We start from the raw sequence: 18474 nt of genomic DNA, 5'->3' as shown, positions 1-18474 counted from the left end.
TTTAGCCCTTGGGTTAAAAGCGCCGCCACCGTCCCGCATTCGGTACAATAGCCTGGCAAGCCCTTTCACTCTCTCCTGAGCAGCCATGAACCAACTCGAACAACTCAAACAATTTACTACCGTGGTGGCCGATACCGGCGACTTCCAATCGATCCAGGCTTACACGCCACGCGATGCGACGACGAATCCTTCGCTGATCCTGAAGGCCGTTCAAAAGGACGAATACAAGCCGCTGCTGGAAAAGGCCGTACGCGACCATCCGAACGCCTCCACCAGCGAAATTATCGACCGCCTGCTGATCGCGTTTGGCGTGGAAATCCTGCAAATCATCCCCGGGCGCGTCTCCACCGAAGTCGATGCGCGCCTGTCGTTCGACACCGCAGGCACGGTAGCCAAGGGCCGCGACCTGATCGCCCTGTATTCGAACGCAGGCATTGCACGCGAACGCGTACTGATCAAGATCGCCGCCACCTGGGAAGGCATCCGCGCAGCGGCCATCCTGGAAAAGGAAGGCATCCGCTGCAACATGACCCTGCTGTTCTCGCTGGCGCAGGCCATCGCCTGCGCCGAAGCGGGCGCGCAGCTCATCTCGCCCTTCGTTGGCCGCATCTACGACTGGTACAAGAAGTCGACGGGCATCGATTACATGGGTGCGGAAGACCCGGGCGTGCAGTCGGTCCGGCGCATCTACAACTACTACCGCAAGTTCGGCTACAAGACTGAAGTCATGGGCGCGAGCTTCCGCAACACCTCGCAAATCCTCGAACTGGCCGGCTGCGACTTGCTCACCATCAGCCCCGACTTGCTGCAAAAGCTGGCCGACAGCGAAGCGCCGGTGGAGCGCAAACTGAGCGCCGAAGCGGCGCCATCGGCCAGCATCGTGCACATGACGCTCAACGAAGAAGCCTTCCGCTTCATGATGAATGAAGACGCCATGGCAACGGAAAAGCTGGCCGAAGGCATCCGCGCTTTCTGCGTCGATTCCGGCAAGCTCAAACAGATGATCGCGGCGCTGCGTTAAGCGCCGATGCCTGTTGCAAAAAGCGGCCTCCGTGCAGTGCACGGCGCCGCTTTTTTTACGCGATGGCATCGCGCACTCTAGCAATGGCGCTAGAATAAAGCATCGCCACCCATCGCCGCCGCATGTCTTTTACTTCATCTGCCATCAGCATACGACTGGGACGCCGCGCCCGTGCCCGCATCGCCGAAAACGGCTTGCGCGCGCTTGACGTCGCCATCGTCCCCGCCGCCGCAGGCGGGCCGAAAGGCTTGATCCTGCACCAGCTCGATTGCTGGATGTTGCGCGACTTTCTGCCACAGGCGCCGCGCCCCCGCCACTTCGTCGGCGCCTCGATCGGCGCCTGGCGCATGGCCGCCGCCGTATTGCCCGACCCGCTCGCCGCGCAGCGCCGCCTGGTGCGCGAATACGTGGGCCAGCGCTATCCCGACAAACCCGATGCGACGCACGTCAGCCGCACCTGCCGCGCCCTGCTCGACGCCGTCCTCGATGGCCAGGATGCGCAGCTGCTGTCGCATGCGCAGCATAGCCTGTCGGTGCTGGCCGTGCGCGGTATCGGCGCGCTGGCAAAGCCGGGAAAATGGCGCGACCGGCGCGGCTTCCTGCTCGCAGCGGCCGGCAATATGATGGCGCGCACACTTCTGGCCGCCTCACTGGAGCGCGCGGTATTGCATGCCGGGCCCGATGGCGCCAGTTGGCTACGCTCGCGCTTCGATGCCTTTCACACCCATTTCGTCCCGCTGGCGCAAGACAATCTGCGCGACGCACTGCTGGCCTCCGCTTCCATCCCGCTGCTGCTCGATGCAGTAACGGACATCGCCGGCGCACCGCCCGGGCGCTACTGGGACGGTGGCCTGGTCGACTATCATTTGCACTTGCCATACCAGCGCGAACCGGACCTGGTACTGTACCCGCACTTTGCCGAGCACATCGTGCCGGGCTGGCTGGACAAGGCCATGCCGTGGCGCCGCGCGCGCAGCGGCGATAGCGCACTCGACAACATGATCCTCGTCTCGCCCTCGCCTGCCTTCGTGGCCAGCCTGCCCAATGGCAAACTGCCGGACCGGCGCGACTTCCGCCATTACGGACAAGACCATGCGGCACGCATGCGCGACTGGCGCCGCGCCATCGCAGAAAGCGAGCGCATGGCGGCCGCTTTCGCCCGCTGGGTGGAGCAGCCGGACTTGCGCCAGGCGGGCGAGCTGTAGCACGGGCGTGGCTGCAACAGTGAGCAAAACAGGATGTTTTTTCGCTTACCTATTGGTCACTTATCAGTGCATACTATGTTGCACAGGCAAGCTTAATCCCTCTGCGACAGGAGTCTCACCATGCACGCCCTCTCCCATCTTCGTATCGGCACCCGCCTGGCTGCAGGCTACGCCCTGGTGCTCCTGCTGTGCGTGATCTCCACCTCGTACGCGCTGTACAGTGCGCGCGTGAATACCGACGCGACCCGGGAAATGATGGAAAAACCGCTGGCCAAGGAACGTCTGATATCAGACTGGTATGTGCTGATTCACTCGGCCATCGCGCGCACCTCGATGATCGCGCGGAGCACGGATGAAACTCTGTCGAGCGTCTTTGCCGACACCATCGCCGACAGCAGCAAGCAAGGCGCTGAGCTGCTCAAGCAAATCGAAACCCTGCTCGTCAACGAGGAAGAAAAAGCCATCTTCAAGTCCTCCCTCGAGATACGCGTCAAATACCAGGATGCCAAGACCTCGGTGATGAACGCGCGCAAGGGTGGCAACGCGGCCCAGGCGGAGAGTATTTACAACGCCAGCTTTGCCCCGGCGGCGGCCAGTTACCAGAGCAACGTCAAGGCCCTGCTGGCGCAGCAGCGCAAGGCCATCGACGACACGGCGCACGCCATCGAAACGGCCAATGGACGCAGCTTCACCCTGTTGTTGTTGCTGTGTGGGCTGGTGGTGGCCTTGGGCAGCATCTGCGCCTGGCTCATCACGCGCTCGATCACCGTGCCCCTGCAAGCGGCCGTGAAGGTGGCCGAGACGGTCGCTGCGGGCGACTTGCGCACGCACTTCGGCGCGGCGGCCAGCGATGAAATCGGCGACCTGATGCGCGCGCTGCACGGCATGAACGAGGCACTGCGCAAGGTCGTGTCGGAAGTGCAGACGGGCACCAACGCCATCGCCACGGCATCGGGCGAGATCGCCGCCGGCAACCAGGATTTGTCGTCGCGCACCGAGCAGCAAGCCAGTTCACTGGAAGAAACGGCGTCGTCGATGGAAGAATTGACCAGCACCGTGAAGCAGAATGCCGACAATGCGCGCCAGGCCAATCAGATGGCGGTCGCCGCGTCTGGCGTGGCCGAACGCGGCGGCAGCATCGTCAGCCAGGTGGTCGATACCATGGGTGCGATCGACACGGCATCGACGAAAATCGTCGACATCATCGGCGTCATCGATGGCATCGCCTTCCAGACCAATATCCTGGCATTGAACGCGGCAGTCGAAGCGGCGCGTGCCGGTGAACAGGGGCGCGGCTTTGCCGTCGTCGCCACGGAAGTACGCAGCCTGGCGCAGCGCTCGGCGGCGGCGGCACGTGAAATCAAGACCCTGATCGGCGACTCGGTAGATCAGGTCAACAACGGCACGCGACTGGTGCAGCAAGCTGGCAGCACCATGGGCGAGGTGGTCGACAGCGTGCGCCGCGTTACCGACATCATGGCCGAGATCACCGCCGCCAGCGCCGAGCAAAGTCTGGGCATCGACCAGGTCAACCAGGCTATCGCGCAGATGGATCAGGTAACGCAGCAAAATGCGGCCCTGGTGGAAGAAGCGGCAGCGGCGGCCGAAAGCATGCAGGACCAGGCGGCACGCCTGGCGCAGGTGGCGGCCGGTTTCCAGCTCGAACTCGTGGCCACGGCAGCACCAGTGCGCGCCGCGCGACCTGCCAGCACCCAGCTGGCCAAGCCGGCGGCCAGGAGCGCGCCCGCCAGGCAGCCAAGCACTGCGGCCAAGAGCACGCCCGCTGCGCGCAAGCCCCAGGCAAACGTGGCTGGCGAACAGGATTGGGAAGAATTTTAAGGCGGGAGGACCAGTTTAAACGGGCAGCTTAAACAGACAACTTAAACGGCCAGCTTAAACAGTAATGCCGTTCAGTTAGTGTGTTAGTGTGTTAGTGATGCTATTTTTAGCCCGAGAGCAAGGAAAGGGGTCGGACCCTGAGGGGGAATGTGCTTCAATGGAGCACATTCCGATCACGAAGTGACCGACCCCAGCTCTTTGCCTCTGGGGTTAGCGAATTTACTGGCGCTCATCAATCACGCCAAAATCCTTAACTGAACGGCATTACAGCTTAAACAGACAGTTTAAGCTGGGCGGACCGCGCCTTGGTGCGCGAGGTGCCGTGATTCAGGCGGCACGGCAGCGGCGGCAATACATGGTGCGCCTGACATGGTTCCACGGCGCACTAGCAGCTTCTAATCTTCCAGGAACATTTGCTGCAGGTCGTTCAGGAAGCGCAATCCCAATGGCGTCGGGCCGATGATCTGGTGGTCGCGGTACAGCAAGCCTTTCGCTTCCGCAGTATTGAGCGGTTTGTCGATGGCGTTGATGGCCAGGCCAGTGCGCTCGGCGAACAGGTTGGGCGCAAAGCCCTGCGTCAGGCGCAGGGTGTTGAGCATGAATTCAAAACCCATTTCCTCGCGTGCCAGCTCGCGCTCTTCCTGCACCGGCTGACCCGCCAGTACCGCGTCCATGTAGGCGCGCGGCTGCTTGTAGCGTGCCTGGCGCAGGACGCGGTGCGGGAACGAGATTTTTGAATGTGCGCCCGCGCCGATGCCCAGGTAGTCGCCGAACTCCCAGTAATTGCGGTTGTGGCGCGCCTGCCGGCCCGGCTGCGCGTAGGCCGACACTTCGTAGCGGCCATAGCCGGCCTGCGCCGCGCGTTCTGCCACCATGTCGGCGATGTCGGCGCTTTCGTCGTCGTCCGGCAGCACGGGCGGGTACTTGGCGAACAGGGTGTTCGGTTCGAGCGTCAGGTGGTACAGCGACAGGTGCGGCGGCGCGAACGACAACGCCGTTTCCAGGTCCTGCTGCGCCTCTGCCAGCGTTTGCGTGGGCAGCGCGTACATCAGGTCGAGATTGAAATTGTCGAAGTTGGCGTGCGCGATTTCGACCGCGCGGCGCGCTTCGTTGTCGTCATGGATACGCCCCAGCGCCTGCAGATGGCGGCCATTGAAGCTCTGGATGCCGATCGACAGGCGGTTGATGCCGCTGGCACGGTAAGACTTGAATTTTTCCGCTTCAAAGGTGCCGGGATTGGCTTCCATGGTGATTTCGCAATTACCATCGAGCGGCAGCAGGGTGCGCACGTCCGACATCAGGCGCTCCAGTCCCGCCGCCGACATCAGGCTGGGCGTGCCACCGCCTATGAAAATGGTGTGGATCTTGCGGCCCCAGATCAGCGGCAGCGCCATTTCCAGGTCCAGGCGCAGGGCTGCCAGGTATTGCGCTTCCGGAAAGCCATCGCGCACTTCATGCGAATTGAAGTCGCAATACGGGCATTTTTTCACGCACCACGGGAAATGGATGTAGAGCGACAGCGGCGGCAGGGCCGTCAGGTTCAACGCGCCCGGCTGCAGGTACTTCAGCGCCGCGCCCGCCGCGCCGGAAATGCCTTCCTGCGGCGCGGGCGAGACTGCCGCCTTGGCGCCTGATTTGGCAACCGCACCGACCAGTTTGATCGGGATCATCGCAGGGTCCGCAACTTGTCGACCAGCGCGCGCAAGGCCTGGCCCCGGTGCGATAGCGCGTTCTTTTCATCAGACGTCAGTTCGGCCGCGCACTTGCCCAGCGCGGGAACAAAGAAATGCGGATCGTAGCCAAAACCGCCCTGGCCGCGCGGCGTCGCAATCATCTCGCCATTCCAGCGGCCATCGGCGATCACCGGCTGCGGGTCGTCCGCATGGCGCACGTACACCAGCACGCAGTAATAATACGCGCACTTGTCGGCATGCGCTTCCAGGTCGGCGATCAGCTTGGCGCTATTGGCAGCGTCCGATTTCGGCTCGCCCGCATAGCGCGCCGAATACACGCCAGGGGCGCCGCCGAGCGCATTGACGCACACGCCGGAATCATCGGCCAGCGCCGGCAAGCCGGTCAGGCGGGCAGCGTGGCGCGCCTTTTGCAGGGCATTTTCCACGAAGGTGTGGAACGGTTCGTCGCTTTCCGGCACGGCGTACTCGCCCTGGGCATGGACGGAAAAACCGATGGTCGAGAGCAGCTCGTTGAATTCCTTGAGCTTGCCGGCGTTATTGGAGGCGAGAATGAGGCGTTGGGTCATGTCAGTAGTCCGGTTGAGGTGCCGACATTGTAAACCTTTTGCGTCCCCCTCACCGCGCCGCGCCGCTGCCGAAAAAACGGCAGAGGCAGGCTTTTTGCCGCGCGCGGCGAAGAAATAGCTGTCACTCCACGTCAGGATTACAGTCCCAGCGCCTGCTTCTGCATGACGATAAGATCGGCAATACCACTGTGCGCCAGATCGAGCAAACGGTTCATGCCGGCGCGGTCAAAGGCGGCGCCTTCGGCCGTGCCCTGCACTTCGATGAAGTGACCGGCTTCCGTCATTACCACGTTCATGTCCGTGTCGCAGCCCGAGTCTTCCACATAGTCGAGGTCCAGCACCGGCATGCCCTGGTAGACACCCACCGAGATGGCGGCGACAAAGCTTTTCACGGGGATGGCGGCAATCGCGCCGCGCGCCTGCAGTTGGGAAAAAGCGTCATACGCGGCCACCATGGCGCCCGTGATCGAGGCGGTGCGCGTGCCACCATCGGCCTGGATGACGTCGCAATCGAGGTGCAGGGTGCGTTCGCCGAACGCTTGCAGATCAAAGGCGGCGCGCAGCGAGCGGCCGATCAGACGCTGGATTTCCTGCGTGCGGCCAGACTGCTTGCCGCGCGCCGCTTCGCGATCCATGCGCGTGTGCGTCGAGCGTGGCAACATGCCGTACTCGGCCGTCAACCAGCCCTGGCCCTTGCCCTTCAGGAAACCCGGCACCTTGTCTTCGATGCTGGCGGTGCAGATGACCTTGGTGTCGCCGCACTCGATCAGCACCGAGCCTTCGGCATGCTTGGTGTACTGGCGGGTGATGCGGATGGCGCGCAGCGCATCGACGGCGCGGCCGCTCGGGCGGGATTCAAATGTCATGGCGGGTGTCCTGTGTGATTGGAGTTGCGGCGCCGATTTTACCACTGCGGCGCCATCACACGGTGCAGACCGGCCTGCACACAAGATCCCTACAATCCTGCCCCGCCAAACACAATTTTCTTTACAATGCGGTAAAACGCACAATAACCAGCAATTTTCAGGCCATCGCGCACTTTGGGCTTGTTTTGCGGCGCCGGCGGTATTGCCTGCGCTGGCTGATTAAGTGTATAAGTGACTGTATATAAGACCAAATCGGGGAATCCTTTGAGCATTTCAAGCATGACAGGCTACGCGGTTGCCACCAGCGAAGGGGCTGCAGGCACACTGACAATTGAAATCAAGAGCGTCAACTCGCGCTTTCTCGACCTGCAATTCCGGATCAACGATGATCTGCGGGCGCTGGAGCCTGACCTGCGCGCCGCCGTCATGTCTGCCATCACGCGTGGCAAAGTCGAGGTACGCCTGAGCTTTGGCCGCAAGGCAGCGACAGCCGGCACGCAGGCGCTGAACTTGCCCCTGCTGGCCGAACTGGCGCGCCTGCAAAACGAAGTGGGCCAGCATTTTGTCTCCGCCCCCGTCATGACGGTGGCCGAACTGCTGCGCTGGCCGGGCATCATAGAAGAAGCGCAAGTGGGGCAAGAGTCCTTGCAGGCGGACGTGGCCGCGCTGACCCGCCGCACCGTGACTGCCTTCGTCGACAGCCGCAAGCGCGAAGGTGCGGCACTTGAAACGGTGCTGGTGTCGCGCATCGAGGCGATGGAAGCCATCGTCAAGCGCATCACGCCATTGATTCCGCAAGTCGTGGCGGCCTTCCAGCAAAAAGCCATCGAGCGCATGCAAGATGCGCTAGGCCTGGCCAGCCAGGGCTCGAATTCGGCCCTCTCGCGCCAGGACGCCATGGAGCGCATACGCCAGGAAGTCATTTTGTACGGCATTCGCATCGACGTTTCGGAAGAACTGGCGCGCCTGTCGGCCCACCTGGGCGAAACGCGCCACATCCTCACCAAGGGTGGGCAAGTGGGCAAGCGCCTCGATTTCATGATGCAGGAACTCAATCGCGAAGCCAATACGCTGGGCGCCAAGGCTTCCGTCAAGGAACTGGCGGACGCCTCGATGGACTTGAAGCTGCTGATCGAGCAGATGCGCGAACAAGTGCAGAACCTGGAGTAAGCGATGAGCACGCCGCGTACATCGATACTCGCCTGCGCCACCGTGGCGCTGCTGGCAACCGGCGCGCAGGCGCAAACGACGCAGCAGCCATCGCCGTACGCGATCGAAAACTGCACGTCCGGCTGCTTTATGCTCAAGGAGCGCGGCGCCGCCATCTACACGGGCGCCGATCCCGCTTCCTATCGCATCTGCTCGCGCAGCAACTTGGGCGCGGAAGTGTCCGTCGACAACACCGTCGTACGCCTCAATAACCGCGACTGCACCGATGTGAATGGCCGCACCATCATCCTCAATACGGGCGAAATCGCCCTGGGTCGGCTGCCACGCTGAGGCTGCTCTGGACGGTTTGTTTTTTATCATGCCGCAGGCAGGGACTGGCTCAGCGCCTTGCCTCTTGGTAAAATACCGGATTGGGCGCCGCCTGCGCAGGCATCGGCGCCATCACACGCCTATTGAAAGATCCGCATGAGCCACCCTACCGCCTTCTCGGGCAGCCTGTTCGTGGTTGCCGCGCCATCGGGCGCCGGCAAATCGACACTGGTCAACGCATTGCTGGCGCAAGAGCCAGGCATTAAATTGTCAATTTCGACGACCACGCGCGCGCCCCGTCCGGGCGAGCAGCACGGCCGCGAATACTACTTCACGACGGCGGAAGACTTTATTGCGCGCGCCGACCAGGGCGAATTCCTGGAATGGGCGGAAGTGCATGGCAATTACTATGGCACCTCGCGCATCATGGTGGAACAGCAAATGCTGGCCGGTACCGACATCCTGCTGGAAATCGACTGGCAAGGTGCGCGCCAGGTGCGCAAGCAATTCCCGCGCGCGGCCGGCATTTTCATCTTGCCGCCATCGATCGATGCGCTGGAAGAGCGCCTGAACAAGCGCGGCCAGGACGAGCCGCATGTGATCACGCGCCGTTTGCTGGCAGCCGGCGGCGAAATCGCACACGCTCCAGAGTTCGAGTATGTTATTATCAATGAAGAGTTTACGGTCGCTTTGTCCGAACTGAGCGCGATCGTGAGAGCGGCCCGTTGCCGGTTTGCGCAACAAGCGGCCCGCAACGCATCGCTATTCGCCCAACTGGGCCTGCACGCAGAGTAACGCGTCTGCACGTCAGTTCACACAGCGCCACGCACCACGCATAAAATTTAGGAGTTACTATGGCCCGTATCACAATCGAAGATTGCCTGAAGCAGATCCCTAACCGCTTCCAGCTGACCCTGGCTGCAACGTACCGCGCACGTCAGTTGTTGCAAGGCCACACCCCTAAGGTGGAAGCCAAGGACAAGCCTACCGTCGTTGCCCTGCGTGAAATCGCTGCCGGCAAAGTCGGCATCGAAATGCTGAAAAAGGTCCCGATGTAAGTGGGAACCCGCGTGCCGGAACAGTGCTGATCCCTGGTTCTACCGTATCCTTTATTCACACTGTAAAGCAACGCGACGTTTTATGAGTCTGACCCCAGCCGACACGACTTCTGCAGCACTGCCGCCTCTGGCCCCGCGCCAGGCGGCAAAATCACAGGGCGCGTCCGCGTCCGGTGCCGGCACGTCCACCGGGACCGCCTCCGCCACACCGACAGTCCCCGCCTTGGGCGTGGCCTCGGTCAGCCACCTGGCCGACAAGCTGGCCCAATACCTATCCCCTGCGGACCTGAAAAAAGTCAAGGAAGCCTACCGCTTCTCCGACGAAATGCATCTGGGCCAGATGCGCCGCTCGGGCGAGCCATATATCTCGCATCCGATCGCCGTCGCCGAAATCTGCGCCGACTGGAAACTCGACGCGCAAGCGATCATGGCGGCCCTGCTGCATGACGTCATGGAAGACCAGGATGTCAAGAAGGAAGAATTGATCGAGCGCTTCGGCGCGCCCGTGGCGCATCTGGTCGATGGCCTGTCGAAGCTGGAAAAAATCGAATTCCAGAGCCAGATCGAAGCGCAGGCAGAAAACTTCCGCAAGATGCTGCTGGCCATGGCGTCCGACGTGCGCGTGATTCTGATCAAACTGGCTGACCGCCTGCACAATATGCGCACGCTGGACTTCATGACGGCGGCAAAAAAACGCCGCATCGCCAGCGAAACCATGGAAGTGTATGTGCCGATCGCGCATCGCCTCGGCCTGAACAATATTTACCATGAACTGCAGGACCTGTCGTTCTCGCACCTGTATCCGATGCGTTACCGCACCCTGGCGAAAGCGGTCAAGGCGGCGCGCGGCAACCGGCGCGAAGTGGTCAAAAAGATCATGGAAGCGGTAAAAAGCACCCTCTCCATGGCCGAACTCGAGGCCGACGTCACGGGCCGCGAAAAGACCTTGTACGACATCTATAAAAAGATGCGCAGCAAGCATTTATCGTTTTCGCAAGTGCTGGACGTGTACGGCTTCCGCGTGGTGGTGGGCAGCTTTGCCGACTGTTACGTGACCCTGGGCACCCTGCACAGCCTGTACAAGCCCATGCCGGGCAAGTTCAAGGATTACATCGCGATTCGCAAGCTGAACGGCTACCAGTCGCTGCACACGACCGTCATCGGTCCGTACGGCACCCCGGTCGAATTCCAGATCCGCACGCAAGAGATGCACCGCACGGCAGAATCCGGCGTGGCGGCGCACTGGCTCTACAAGAGCGGCGAATCGAACCCGTCCGACATGCAGCAGCGCACCCATGCATGGCTGCAATCCTTGCTCGACATCCAGCAGCAGACGGGCGATTCGGCCGAATTCCTCGAACACGTCAAGGTCGACCTGTTCCCCGATTCCGTCTATGTGTTTACGCCGAAGTCGAAGATCATCGCCCTGCCGCGCGGCGCCACGGCCATCGACTTTGCCTATTCGATCCATACGGGCATCGGCGACCAGACCGTGGCCGTGAAGATCAACAATGAAACCTCGCCGCTGCGCACCGAGCTGCACAATGGCGATATCGTCGAAATCATTACCGATTCCTCATCGCGCCCCAGCCCCACCTGGCTGTCGTTCGTGCGCACCGGCAAGGCCCGTTCGGCCATCCGCCACCATTTGCGCACAATCAACCTGCCTGAATCGATCGCCCTGGGCCAGCAACTGCTGTCGCAAGCGCTGCAAGCGCTAAACATTGACGCCGAGCTGCCGGCGCCGCTGGTCGAACGCCTGCTCAACGAATCGAGCGCCAATTCCATGGACGAGCTGTACGCGGACATCGGCATCGGCAAGCGCATGGCCACGCTGGTGGCACGTCACATTTTTGGCCTGATCGGCGGCGAAGCGGCCAACATGCCCGTGGAGCACAACAGCGGCAGCGAACTCGACCCCGTCACCATCTGCGGCAGCGAAGGCGTTTCGGTGCAGCTGGCGCCCTGCTGTTTGCCGATTCCCGGCGACCAGATCATCGGCCAGCTGCGCCGCGACCAAGGCTTGCTGGTACACACCAGCGACTGCTCGCTAGCCAAGCGCCAGCGCGCCAAGGAACCGGACCGCTGGATCGCCGTGCGCTGGGGCACGGAACTGAACCGCCGCTTCGACTGCCGCATCAAGGTCCTGATCAACAGCGAACGCGGCATCCTGGCCCGCGTGGCGGCCGAAATCGGTGAATCCGACGCCAACATCATCTATGTGGGCATGGATGAAGACAAGGACAACGTCCTCGACCAGCTTCGCTTTACCGTGCAGGTCAAGGATCGCGTCCATCTGGCCGCCCTGCTGCGCAATGTGCGCCGGGTCGCTGGCGTCAACCGCATCTTGCGCGAGCGCAACTAACCCCAAAACGAAGACTGGGGTCGGACCCTCAGGGTCCGACCCCGGCCTTTACGCTTTGCGGGTTTGATTTTCTTGCACGAAGGCGCTACTTCCGACAACAGCATTGCCACGACTAGCGTCACGCAATGCTTGGAACGCAAGCGAATCTTCTGCCTGGAACAAAGCAACATACGCCTGCTGTCTGTCACCCGGACTGTTGCCAAGATCAAGATAAAGCGGATGCGGCTCAATCAACGGATCGATTCGCCCTTCAGCATTGCAACGGTAGCTGGACCACTTGTAATTGCCCGGATACTGCACCATGCCGGCGCGAACCGGATTGAGCGCTATATAGCGCTGGCAAACCAGCAGATAAGTCGCATCCTGTACCACACAGGATTTGTAGCGCCCATCCCACAAGGGGCCGGTACGATGGCGGCGCCAGTTGATGTAATGCGCATATTCCTGTCCCAAAGACTTCATCAACTGAGAAATGGCCTCGACTTTCGCCGCAGACAGCAACAAATGCACATGATTGGTCATCAATACATAGGCATAGAGCAAGCAACCCCGGGCACTGGAGTGCCGCTGCAGCTGCTGCAGATACCAAAGAAAATCAGCCGGTTCAAAGAAGCAGATTTGCCTGTCTGCCCCACGCTGCACCACATGCAAGGGCATACCCGGCAGAAAAAGGCGTTGGACGCGGGCCATGGCCACTCTCCCGTAAAAAAAGTCCCAGCGTGACAGACTTGCCCAGACTAACCCTGCGTCACCGCAAACTACGCCGCCCCCGGCGCCGGATACGTCACTTCCAGCAACTCCAGTTCCTGCTCTCCCTGCGGCGTGTTGAGGGTGATCACGTCGCCTTCGCGCGCCTTGGTGATGGTGCGGGCCATCGGCGAGACCCAGCTGATCTTGCCGTTCAGGGGATCGAATTCATCGATGCCGACGATGGTGATGGTGTGCGTTTCGCCGTCACTGGTACGATAGCTGACCGTGGCGCCGAAAAATACCTGGTCGTTGCCATGGTGTACGCTGGGATCGACGATGGCGGCGAGGTCCATGCGCTTGGTCAGGAAGCGGATGCGGCGATCGATTTCGCGCAAGCGCCGCTTGCCGTAGATATAGTCGCCATTTTCCGAACGGTCGCCATTTGACGCCGCCCAATGTACGATGCGCACCACTTCCGGGCGGTCGACGTCGATCAGCTGCAGCAGCTCTTGCTTGATGCGCTCGTAGCCGGCCGGCGTGATGTAGTTCTTGGCGCCGGCCGGAATGGCCAATGCCAGTGCGACCGCTTCCTCATCGTCGTCGTTGTCGGATTCTTTTACAAAGGCTTTATTCATCTGCCTATTGTAGCCCCGCCAGCGTGCCACAGGCGCACCGGATGCCACGGCAGGCGGGCTTTTTTGACGTATCATCGAGGCAATCGCAGTCATCGCGGCCAACCTGCGCCGCACACAGAAACGGATGAAAAAATTCTACAGAGTCAGGCGTTGGCTGTTCGCGCCACTGGTCTACCTTGCCGCCATCTTCCTGCTGATCGAAGAATGGCTGTGGGTGACGGGCGCGCGCATCATGCAGGTGGTGGCGCAATTTCCGCCCCTGCAAGCGCTGGAGGCCTGGATCAAGCGCCTGCCGCCGTACTGGGCGCTGGCCGTCTTCATGCTGCCGGCCGTGCTGCTGTTTCCCGTCAAGCTGCTGGCCCTGCTGGCGATCGCGCGCGGCCATGCGCTTTACGGCATCGGCGTGATCTTCATTGCCAAGCTGGGCGGCGCGGCCGCCGTGGCGCGCCTGTACAGCCTGACGCGCCCTGCCCTGCTCAGTTTGCCGTGGTTTGCGCGCTGGCATGGCCGCTTCATGGAAACCAAAGAGCGCTGGATCGCCCGCCTGCGCGCCACGCGTCCATGGCGCCGCGTCAGCCGCCTGTCGGGCGCGCTGGGCCGCGCCCGCCGCGCCTGGTGGCAACGCTTGCGCAAGGGTGCGCCAGGCCGACATCAGTCCCGCCCGGCCAGAATACTGCGCCGCTTCGCCGCTTTTTGGCGCGCCCGCCGCAGATAAAGAAAGGCAATGCCATGCACGATACTGCCTGCCTAGCCCCCGCCATGCGCGCGGCGACGCCGGAAATTTACTTGTACGACGCGAGCAGCTTGCAATTGCTGGACGCCAATGATGCCGCCTGCGCCAACTTGCAATATGCACGCACGCAATTGCTGGCGATGACACCCTTCGCCCTGGCGCCGCAGCTCGACGCGCAACAACTGGCGGCCGTGCTGGCCACCCTCGATGACGGCATCGGTGCGCAAGCCCAGCTGCACGTTCAGCAGCGCCGCCGCGATGGCAGCCTGTATTCGCTCAGCCTGCAACTGTCGCGCGCCAGCCACCATGGCCGCGCCCTGCTCCTGGCCGAAAGCGAAGACTTGCGCACGCCACAGGCAACGGCCGCCGCCCTGGCGCAGGTGCAGTCGCGCTTTAACGCCATCGTCTCGAATACGCCGGGCCTGGTATACCAGTTCTGCCTGCATGCGGATGGGCGCGCCGCCTTCCCCTACCTGAGCGATGGCTGCCAGGCCTTGCTGGGTTTGGCCCCGGCACAGCTGCACGCGCGCCCGGAACTGTTTTACCAGCTGATCCTGGCCGACGACCGCGCCGCCTATCTGGAGTCGATGCAGGCCTCAAAAACCGCCTTATGGAGCTGGAACTGGGAAGGCCGGATCTGGATCGATGCCTGGAAAGATGTCAAATGGATCAACCTGCGCTCCACGCCGCGCGCGCTGGCCGACGGTACGGTGCAGTGGGAAGGCATCATGACGAATATTAGCGAAAGCCGGCTCGAACAAATCGAAGTACGCCAGTCGCGCGCGCGCCTGGCCGAACTGACGGCGCATATCGACAAGGTCAAGGAACACGAACGCACACGCCTGGCGCGCGAATTGCACGATGACCTGGGCGGCAATTTGACGGCGATCAAGATGGCACTGGCCATGCTGACACGCCGCCTGCCCGCGGACGACCCGCTGCTACAGGAAAAGGCCGACTATGTCGATGCCCTGGTCGACCGCAGCATCGATGCCGTGCACCGCATTTCGCTGGACTTGCGCCCCTCCATGCTGGACCTGGGACTGGTCGCCGCACTGGACTGGCAGGTGAAAGAGTTCGCGCGCCAGGCCGGCATCGAATGCCAGTTCATGTCGAACCGCCAGCATATCGAACTGGAACTGGACCAGGCGACCAGCCTGTTCCGCATCGCCCAGGAGGCGCTGACAAATATCGCCAAGCATGCGCAGGCCAGCAAAGTGAGCGTGCGCCTGGCCCGGCAGCGCCAGCATTTGCGCCTGACCATCGCCGACAATGGCGTCGGCACGCGGCTGTCTGACCGCGCCAAGCCGCAATCGTTCGGCATCCGCGGCATGGCTGAGCGCGCCAGCGCGCTCGGTGGCACCCTGAGCCTGACGGATGGGCCCGATGGCGGCACCATGCTGAGCATAAAAATCCGGCTGAGCACGCCGCGAGAGGCGATAATAGCGGCCGCAGCCAGCACACCAGCGCAAAGCGGACCGCCCTAAGGCTACGGGGTTGCCGCCGGGCGCAGAGATTCAGATAGGAAACAACGCAGTTATGAAAGAAAAAGCCACCATCCGGGTATTCATCGCCGACGATCATGCGATCGTGCGCGAAGGCTTGAAACAAATCCTCGCCGACACGCGCGACATCGTCGTTGCCGGCGAGGCTGAAAATGGCCACGATGCCATCAAACTGTTCCGCGCCTCGAAATGTCAGGTATTACTGCTCGACATTTCCCTGCCCGACCGCAGCGGCATCGAGGTGCTCAAGCAGATCAAGAAGGAAAAGCCGGAACTGGCGGTGCTGATGCTCTCCATGCACCGCGAGGACCAATACGCGATCCGCTCGCTCAAGGCGGGCGCGGCCGGCTACCTGACGAAACAGAGTGCGCCGCGCGAACTGGTCACGGCCATTCGCCAGGTGGCGCAAGGTTTGAAATACATCAGCGCCTCGCTGGCGCAGGAATTGGCCAACACGGTAGGCGAAGACCATGAAACGGCATTGCACGACACCTTGTCGGACCGCGAATACCAGACGCTGGTCATGATCGCCTCGGGCAAGGCGGTGGGCGTTATCGCCGAAGAGCTTAAATTATCCGTAAAAACCGTCAGCGAATACCGCGCCCGCTTGTTGCTCAAGATGAAACTCAAGAACAGCGCCGAACTGACGCATTACGCCATACGCAATCAGTTGGTGGATTGACGAAAAAGTTGACGACACAGCGGCATGCCCGCTGGCATCGGGCGAATTGACAGGCCTTTTCCTTGCTTCTCGCACAATAAGTTCTTTGCCAACTCGCCTATCATGAGGATAATGAGAAATATCTGAAAAGGCTGCGTCTATATGTCCAGTAAATTGCCACCTTCACCAGCAAGCGTCCCCGCTGGCGCCACGCATACCGCCGCCGCTGCGGTGATGAATCCGGCCGATATCGCGCGCGAGGCGTTTCGCCGCCTGGCCACGCGCCGCATCGCCCCTACGCCCAACGCCTACCGCGACATCTACAACGAGATCGCGGGCATCAGCGAACCGGCCGAAACGCCAGGTGCGCCTGCTGCGGTGCTGGCCGCCAGCGCCCCGCTTGACGGTGGCGCAGAAAACGTCCTGACGCAGTTTGCCGCCAAGATGAGCGAATCTGCGGGTGAACTGGGCGACTTTGGCAGACGTTTCCAGCGCGCCCTCAAAGCGCGCGACTGGGACAGCTATGCCCGCACGCTGGCGCAACTGGCGGAAAAACAAGTCAAAAAAGGCGGCGGCATCGAATTGCCGCCCCTGCCGGACGGCGAACAGACGCGCACCCTGCGTGAATTGCTCAGCCGCACCCTGGGCTTTGCCGTTGCCACCTTGCTCACGGGCACGCCCGCGCTGGTGGAAGAGGCTGAATCGCTGGGCGCGGCCATCAAGCTGGCGCATACGGAAGAGGCGCTGAACGAAGCGGCGCTGCGCTTAAAGCAGCTGTGCTACCAGATCGAACTCAAAAGCGGCGATACGGCCGAACAGCAGGAATTGCTGCTGCGCCTGTTCAAGTTACTGCTCGATAACGTCAGCCAGTTGCTCGACGACGACAGCTGGTTGCGCGGCCAGGTCGATGCCGTGCAAAACCTGATCACCGGCCCGCTCGACCAGCGCGCGCTGGAAGACGCCACGCGCAGCCTGAAAGAAGTCATCTACAAACAAAGCCAGCTCAAGCACAGCCTGTCCGACGTCAAGCTGACGGTGAAGAACATGATGATGACCTTCATCGACCGCCTGGGGCAAGTGGCGGCCAGCACGGGCGACTTCCATGAAAAGATCGGCGGCTATTCGGAAAAGATCAGCCAGGCGGAAAATATCAGCGAACTGAACAGCGTCCTCGACGAAGTCTTGCGCGAAACGCGCATGGTGCAGAACGAAGCCTTGCGCGCCCGCGACAAAATGGTGCTGGCGCGCCAGGAAGTGCAGGATGCGGAACAGCGCATCCACAACCTGGAAGCGAAGCTCCAGCACATGAGCGAACTGGTGCGAGAAGACCAGTTGACGGGCAGCTTGAACCGCCGTGGCCTCGATGATGTATTTGAGCGCGAAACGGCGCGCTCCGACCGCCGCGGCACGCCGCTGTGCATCGCCATGCTGGACCTCGACGATTTCAAGCGCCTGAACGACACCTATGGCCACCTGGCCGGCGATGCAGCCTTGAAACACCTGGTCAAGATCGTCAAGGAAACCCTGCGCTCGATGGACGTCATCGCCCGCTTCGGCGGCGAGGAATTCCTCATCTTGCTGCCGGAAACCACGGTCGAAGCAGCCTCATCGACGATGACGCGCTTGCAGCGCGAGCTGACCCGGCATTTCTTCCTGCACGACAACGAAAAAGTCTTGATCACCTTTTCCGCCGGCGTAGCCCTGCGCCAGCCCAACGAAGAACAGGCTGAACTGGTCAAACGGGCCGACCGCGCCATGTACCAGGCCAAGCAGACGGGCAAGAACCGGGTGGTGGTGGCCGACTAAACGGCAACTTGCAGGCTGTCACACGCTACGCCCACCCTACGGTGGGTTTTTTTTTGCCTGCGCCCGGCCTGGGAGGACGGCGGCGCTGGAGCGGCCGACATGCCCCCCTGTGGCAATCTGAACATCGCGAACAATATTTCTTATATTTAATTATTTACACCCCTAAAGTTTAGTCAAAGCGTGCCGTCTACGCGTCCTCGCTTATGACAACTTGAGGGGCAATACAAAAAATATACTCGCTTCATTTTCCTAAACTTTACATGAGCCACTCCGTTAATGAATATAACTGCGGTGTGAGTGTCCCGGAAGGCAGGGGCAGACCAAGGTACAAGGCACATAGCCAAAACATAT

At 61.6% G+C, this 18474-nt stretch carries 18 protein-coding genes; 12 read left to right on the top strand and 6 right to left on the bottom strand.

Features of this window, described 5'->3' with window-relative positions:
- Positions 1–85 precede the first annotated feature (85 nt).
- From tal to ACQ4V8_RS01075, 3 genes are all read left to right on the top strand, one after another.
- The gene (tal, locus tag ACQ4V8_RS01085) at positions 86–1021 is read left to right on the top strand and encodes a transaldolase (protein ID WP_070346422.1); all 936 of its coding nucleotides are present in this window, start codon (positions 86–88) and stop codon (positions 1019–1021) included.
- Positions 1022–1143: 122 nt separating this feature from the next.
- Complete coding sequence (locus ACQ4V8_RS01080; protein WP_436570748.1) at positions 1144–2226, top strand: patatin-like phospholipase family protein; 1083 nt, start codon at positions 1144–1146, stop codon at positions 2224–2226.
- Between the two features lie 120 nt (positions 2227–2346).
- Entirely contained in the window at positions 2347–4065 is a 1719-nt protein-coding gene (locus tag ACQ4V8_RS01075; RefSeq protein WP_070346420.1) for a methyl-accepting chemotaxis protein, read from the top strand.
- Positions 4066–4460: 395 nt separating this feature from the next.
- Here ACQ4V8_RS01075 and hemW read toward each other — a convergent pair whose 3' ends face one another.
- From hemW to ACQ4V8_RS01055, 4 genes are all read right to left on the bottom strand, one after another.
- Positions 4461–5735 (bottom strand): radical SAM family heme chaperone HemW, encoded by a 1275-nt coding sequence (hemW, locus tag ACQ4V8_RS01070; RefSeq protein ID WP_010400714.1) that lies wholly within the window; start codon positions 5733–5735, stop codon positions 4461–4463.
- A complete protein-coding gene (gene rdgB, locus ACQ4V8_RS01065; protein WP_010400715.1) occupies positions 5732–6325 on the bottom strand; it encodes an RdgB/HAM1 family non-canonical purine NTP pyrophosphatase in 594 nt (197 codons plus the stop codon). Before rdgB ends, hemW begins: the two co-directional genes overlap by 4 nt.
- Positions 6326–6462: 137 nt before the next feature.
- Positions 6463–7191 (bottom strand): ribonuclease PH, encoded by a 729-nt coding sequence (rph, locus tag ACQ4V8_RS01060; RefSeq protein ID WP_010400717.1) that lies wholly within the window; start codon positions 7189–7191, stop codon positions 6463–6465.
- 89 nt (positions 7192–7280) lie between these two features.
- Positions 7281–7472 carry a hypothetical protein gene (locus ACQ4V8_RS01055; RefSeq protein WP_128089180.1) on the bottom strand — a complete coding sequence of 64 codons (192 nt, stop codon included), beginning with the start codon at positions 7470–7472 and terminating at the stop codon, positions 7281–7283.
- Between ACQ4V8_RS01055 and ACQ4V8_RS01050 the strand changes: the two genes are divergently transcribed.
- The 5 genes from ACQ4V8_RS01050 (at position 7471) to ACQ4V8_RS01030 (ending at position 12093) form a co-directional block, all read left to right on the top strand.
- A complete protein-coding gene (locus ACQ4V8_RS01050; protein ID WP_010400718.1) occupies positions 7471–8361 on the top strand; it encodes a YicC/YloC family endoribonuclease in 891 nt (296 codons plus the stop codon). The two genes, ACQ4V8_RS01055 and ACQ4V8_RS01050, sit on opposite strands and share 2 nt — an antisense overlap.
- Positions 8362–8364: 3 nt before the next feature.
- Positions 8365–8691, top strand: a complete 327-nt coding sequence (locus tag ACQ4V8_RS01045) for a hypothetical protein (protein WP_436570747.1) — start codon at positions 8365–8367, stop codon at positions 8689–8691.
- 135 nt (positions 8692–8826) lie between these two features.
- Positions 8827–9465 carry a guanylate kinase gene (gene gmk / locus ACQ4V8_RS01040; protein WP_010400722.1) on the top strand — a complete coding sequence of 213 codons (639 nt, stop codon included), beginning with the start codon at positions 8827–8829 and terminating at the stop codon, positions 9463–9465.
- A gap of 59 nt (positions 9466–9524) precedes the next feature.
- Entirely contained in the window at positions 9525–9728 is a 204-nt protein-coding gene (gene rpoZ, locus ACQ4V8_RS01035; protein WP_010400723.1) for a DNA-directed RNA polymerase subunit omega, read from the top strand.
- An 82-nt stretch (positions 9729–9810) separates the two neighbouring features.
- Entirely contained in the window at positions 9811–12093 is a 2283-nt protein-coding gene (locus ACQ4V8_RS01030) for a RelA/SpoT family protein (protein ID WP_436570746.1), read from the top strand.
- Positions 12094–12141: 48 nt separating this feature from the next.
- Here the strand turns inward: ACQ4V8_RS01030 and ACQ4V8_RS01025 are convergent, their stop codons facing one another.
- Together ACQ4V8_RS01025 and greB are read right to left on the bottom strand one after the other, a co-directional pair.
- The gene (locus tag ACQ4V8_RS01025; protein WP_436570745.1) at positions 12142–12783 is read right to left on the bottom strand and encodes a transposase; all 642 of its coding nucleotides are present in this window, start codon (positions 12781–12783) and stop codon (positions 12142–12144) included.
- A 68-nt stretch (positions 12784–12851) separates the two neighbouring features.
- The gene (gene greB / locus ACQ4V8_RS01020) at positions 12852–13418 is read right to left on the bottom strand and encodes a transcription elongation factor GreB (protein ID WP_070346416.1); all 567 of its coding nucleotides are present in this window, start codon (positions 13416–13418) and stop codon (positions 12852–12854) included.
- Positions 13419–13542: 124 nt separating this feature from the next.
- On the opposite strand from greB, the gene ACQ4V8_RS01015 reads away from it, so the two are divergent.
- The 4 genes from ACQ4V8_RS01015 (at position 13543) to ACQ4V8_RS01000 (ending at position 18123) form a co-directional block, all read left to right on the top strand.
- Positions 13543–14133 carry a hypothetical protein gene (locus ACQ4V8_RS01015; protein ID WP_010400730.1) on the top strand — a complete coding sequence of 197 codons (591 nt, stop codon included), beginning with the start codon at positions 13543–13545 and terminating at the stop codon, positions 14131–14133.
- 14 nt (positions 14134–14147) lie between these two features.
- Entirely contained in the window at positions 14148–15638 is a 1491-nt protein-coding gene (locus ACQ4V8_RS01010; RefSeq protein WP_080570684.1) for a sensor histidine kinase, read from the top strand.
- Between the two features lie 52 nt (positions 15639–15690).
- Complete coding sequence (locus ACQ4V8_RS01005) at positions 15691–16338, top strand: response regulator (protein ID WP_010400733.1); 648 nt, start codon at positions 15691–15693, stop codon at positions 16336–16338.
- Positions 16339–16551: 213 nt separating this feature from the next.
- Complete coding sequence (locus tag ACQ4V8_RS01000; RefSeq protein ID WP_196854877.1) at positions 16552–18123, top strand: diguanylate cyclase; 1572 nt, start codon at positions 16552–16554, stop codon at positions 18121–18123.
- The last annotated feature ends 351 nt before the right edge of the window (positions 18124–18474 follow it).

It is taken from the genome of Janthinobacterium paucivorans (assembly GCF_051380805.1).
Classification (GTDB): domain Bacteria; phylum Pseudomonadota; class Gammaproteobacteria; order Burkholderiales; family Burkholderiaceae_D; genus Janthinobacterium; species Janthinobacterium lividum_D.
This window is presented reverse-complemented; position numbering and strand designations above follow the sequence as displayed.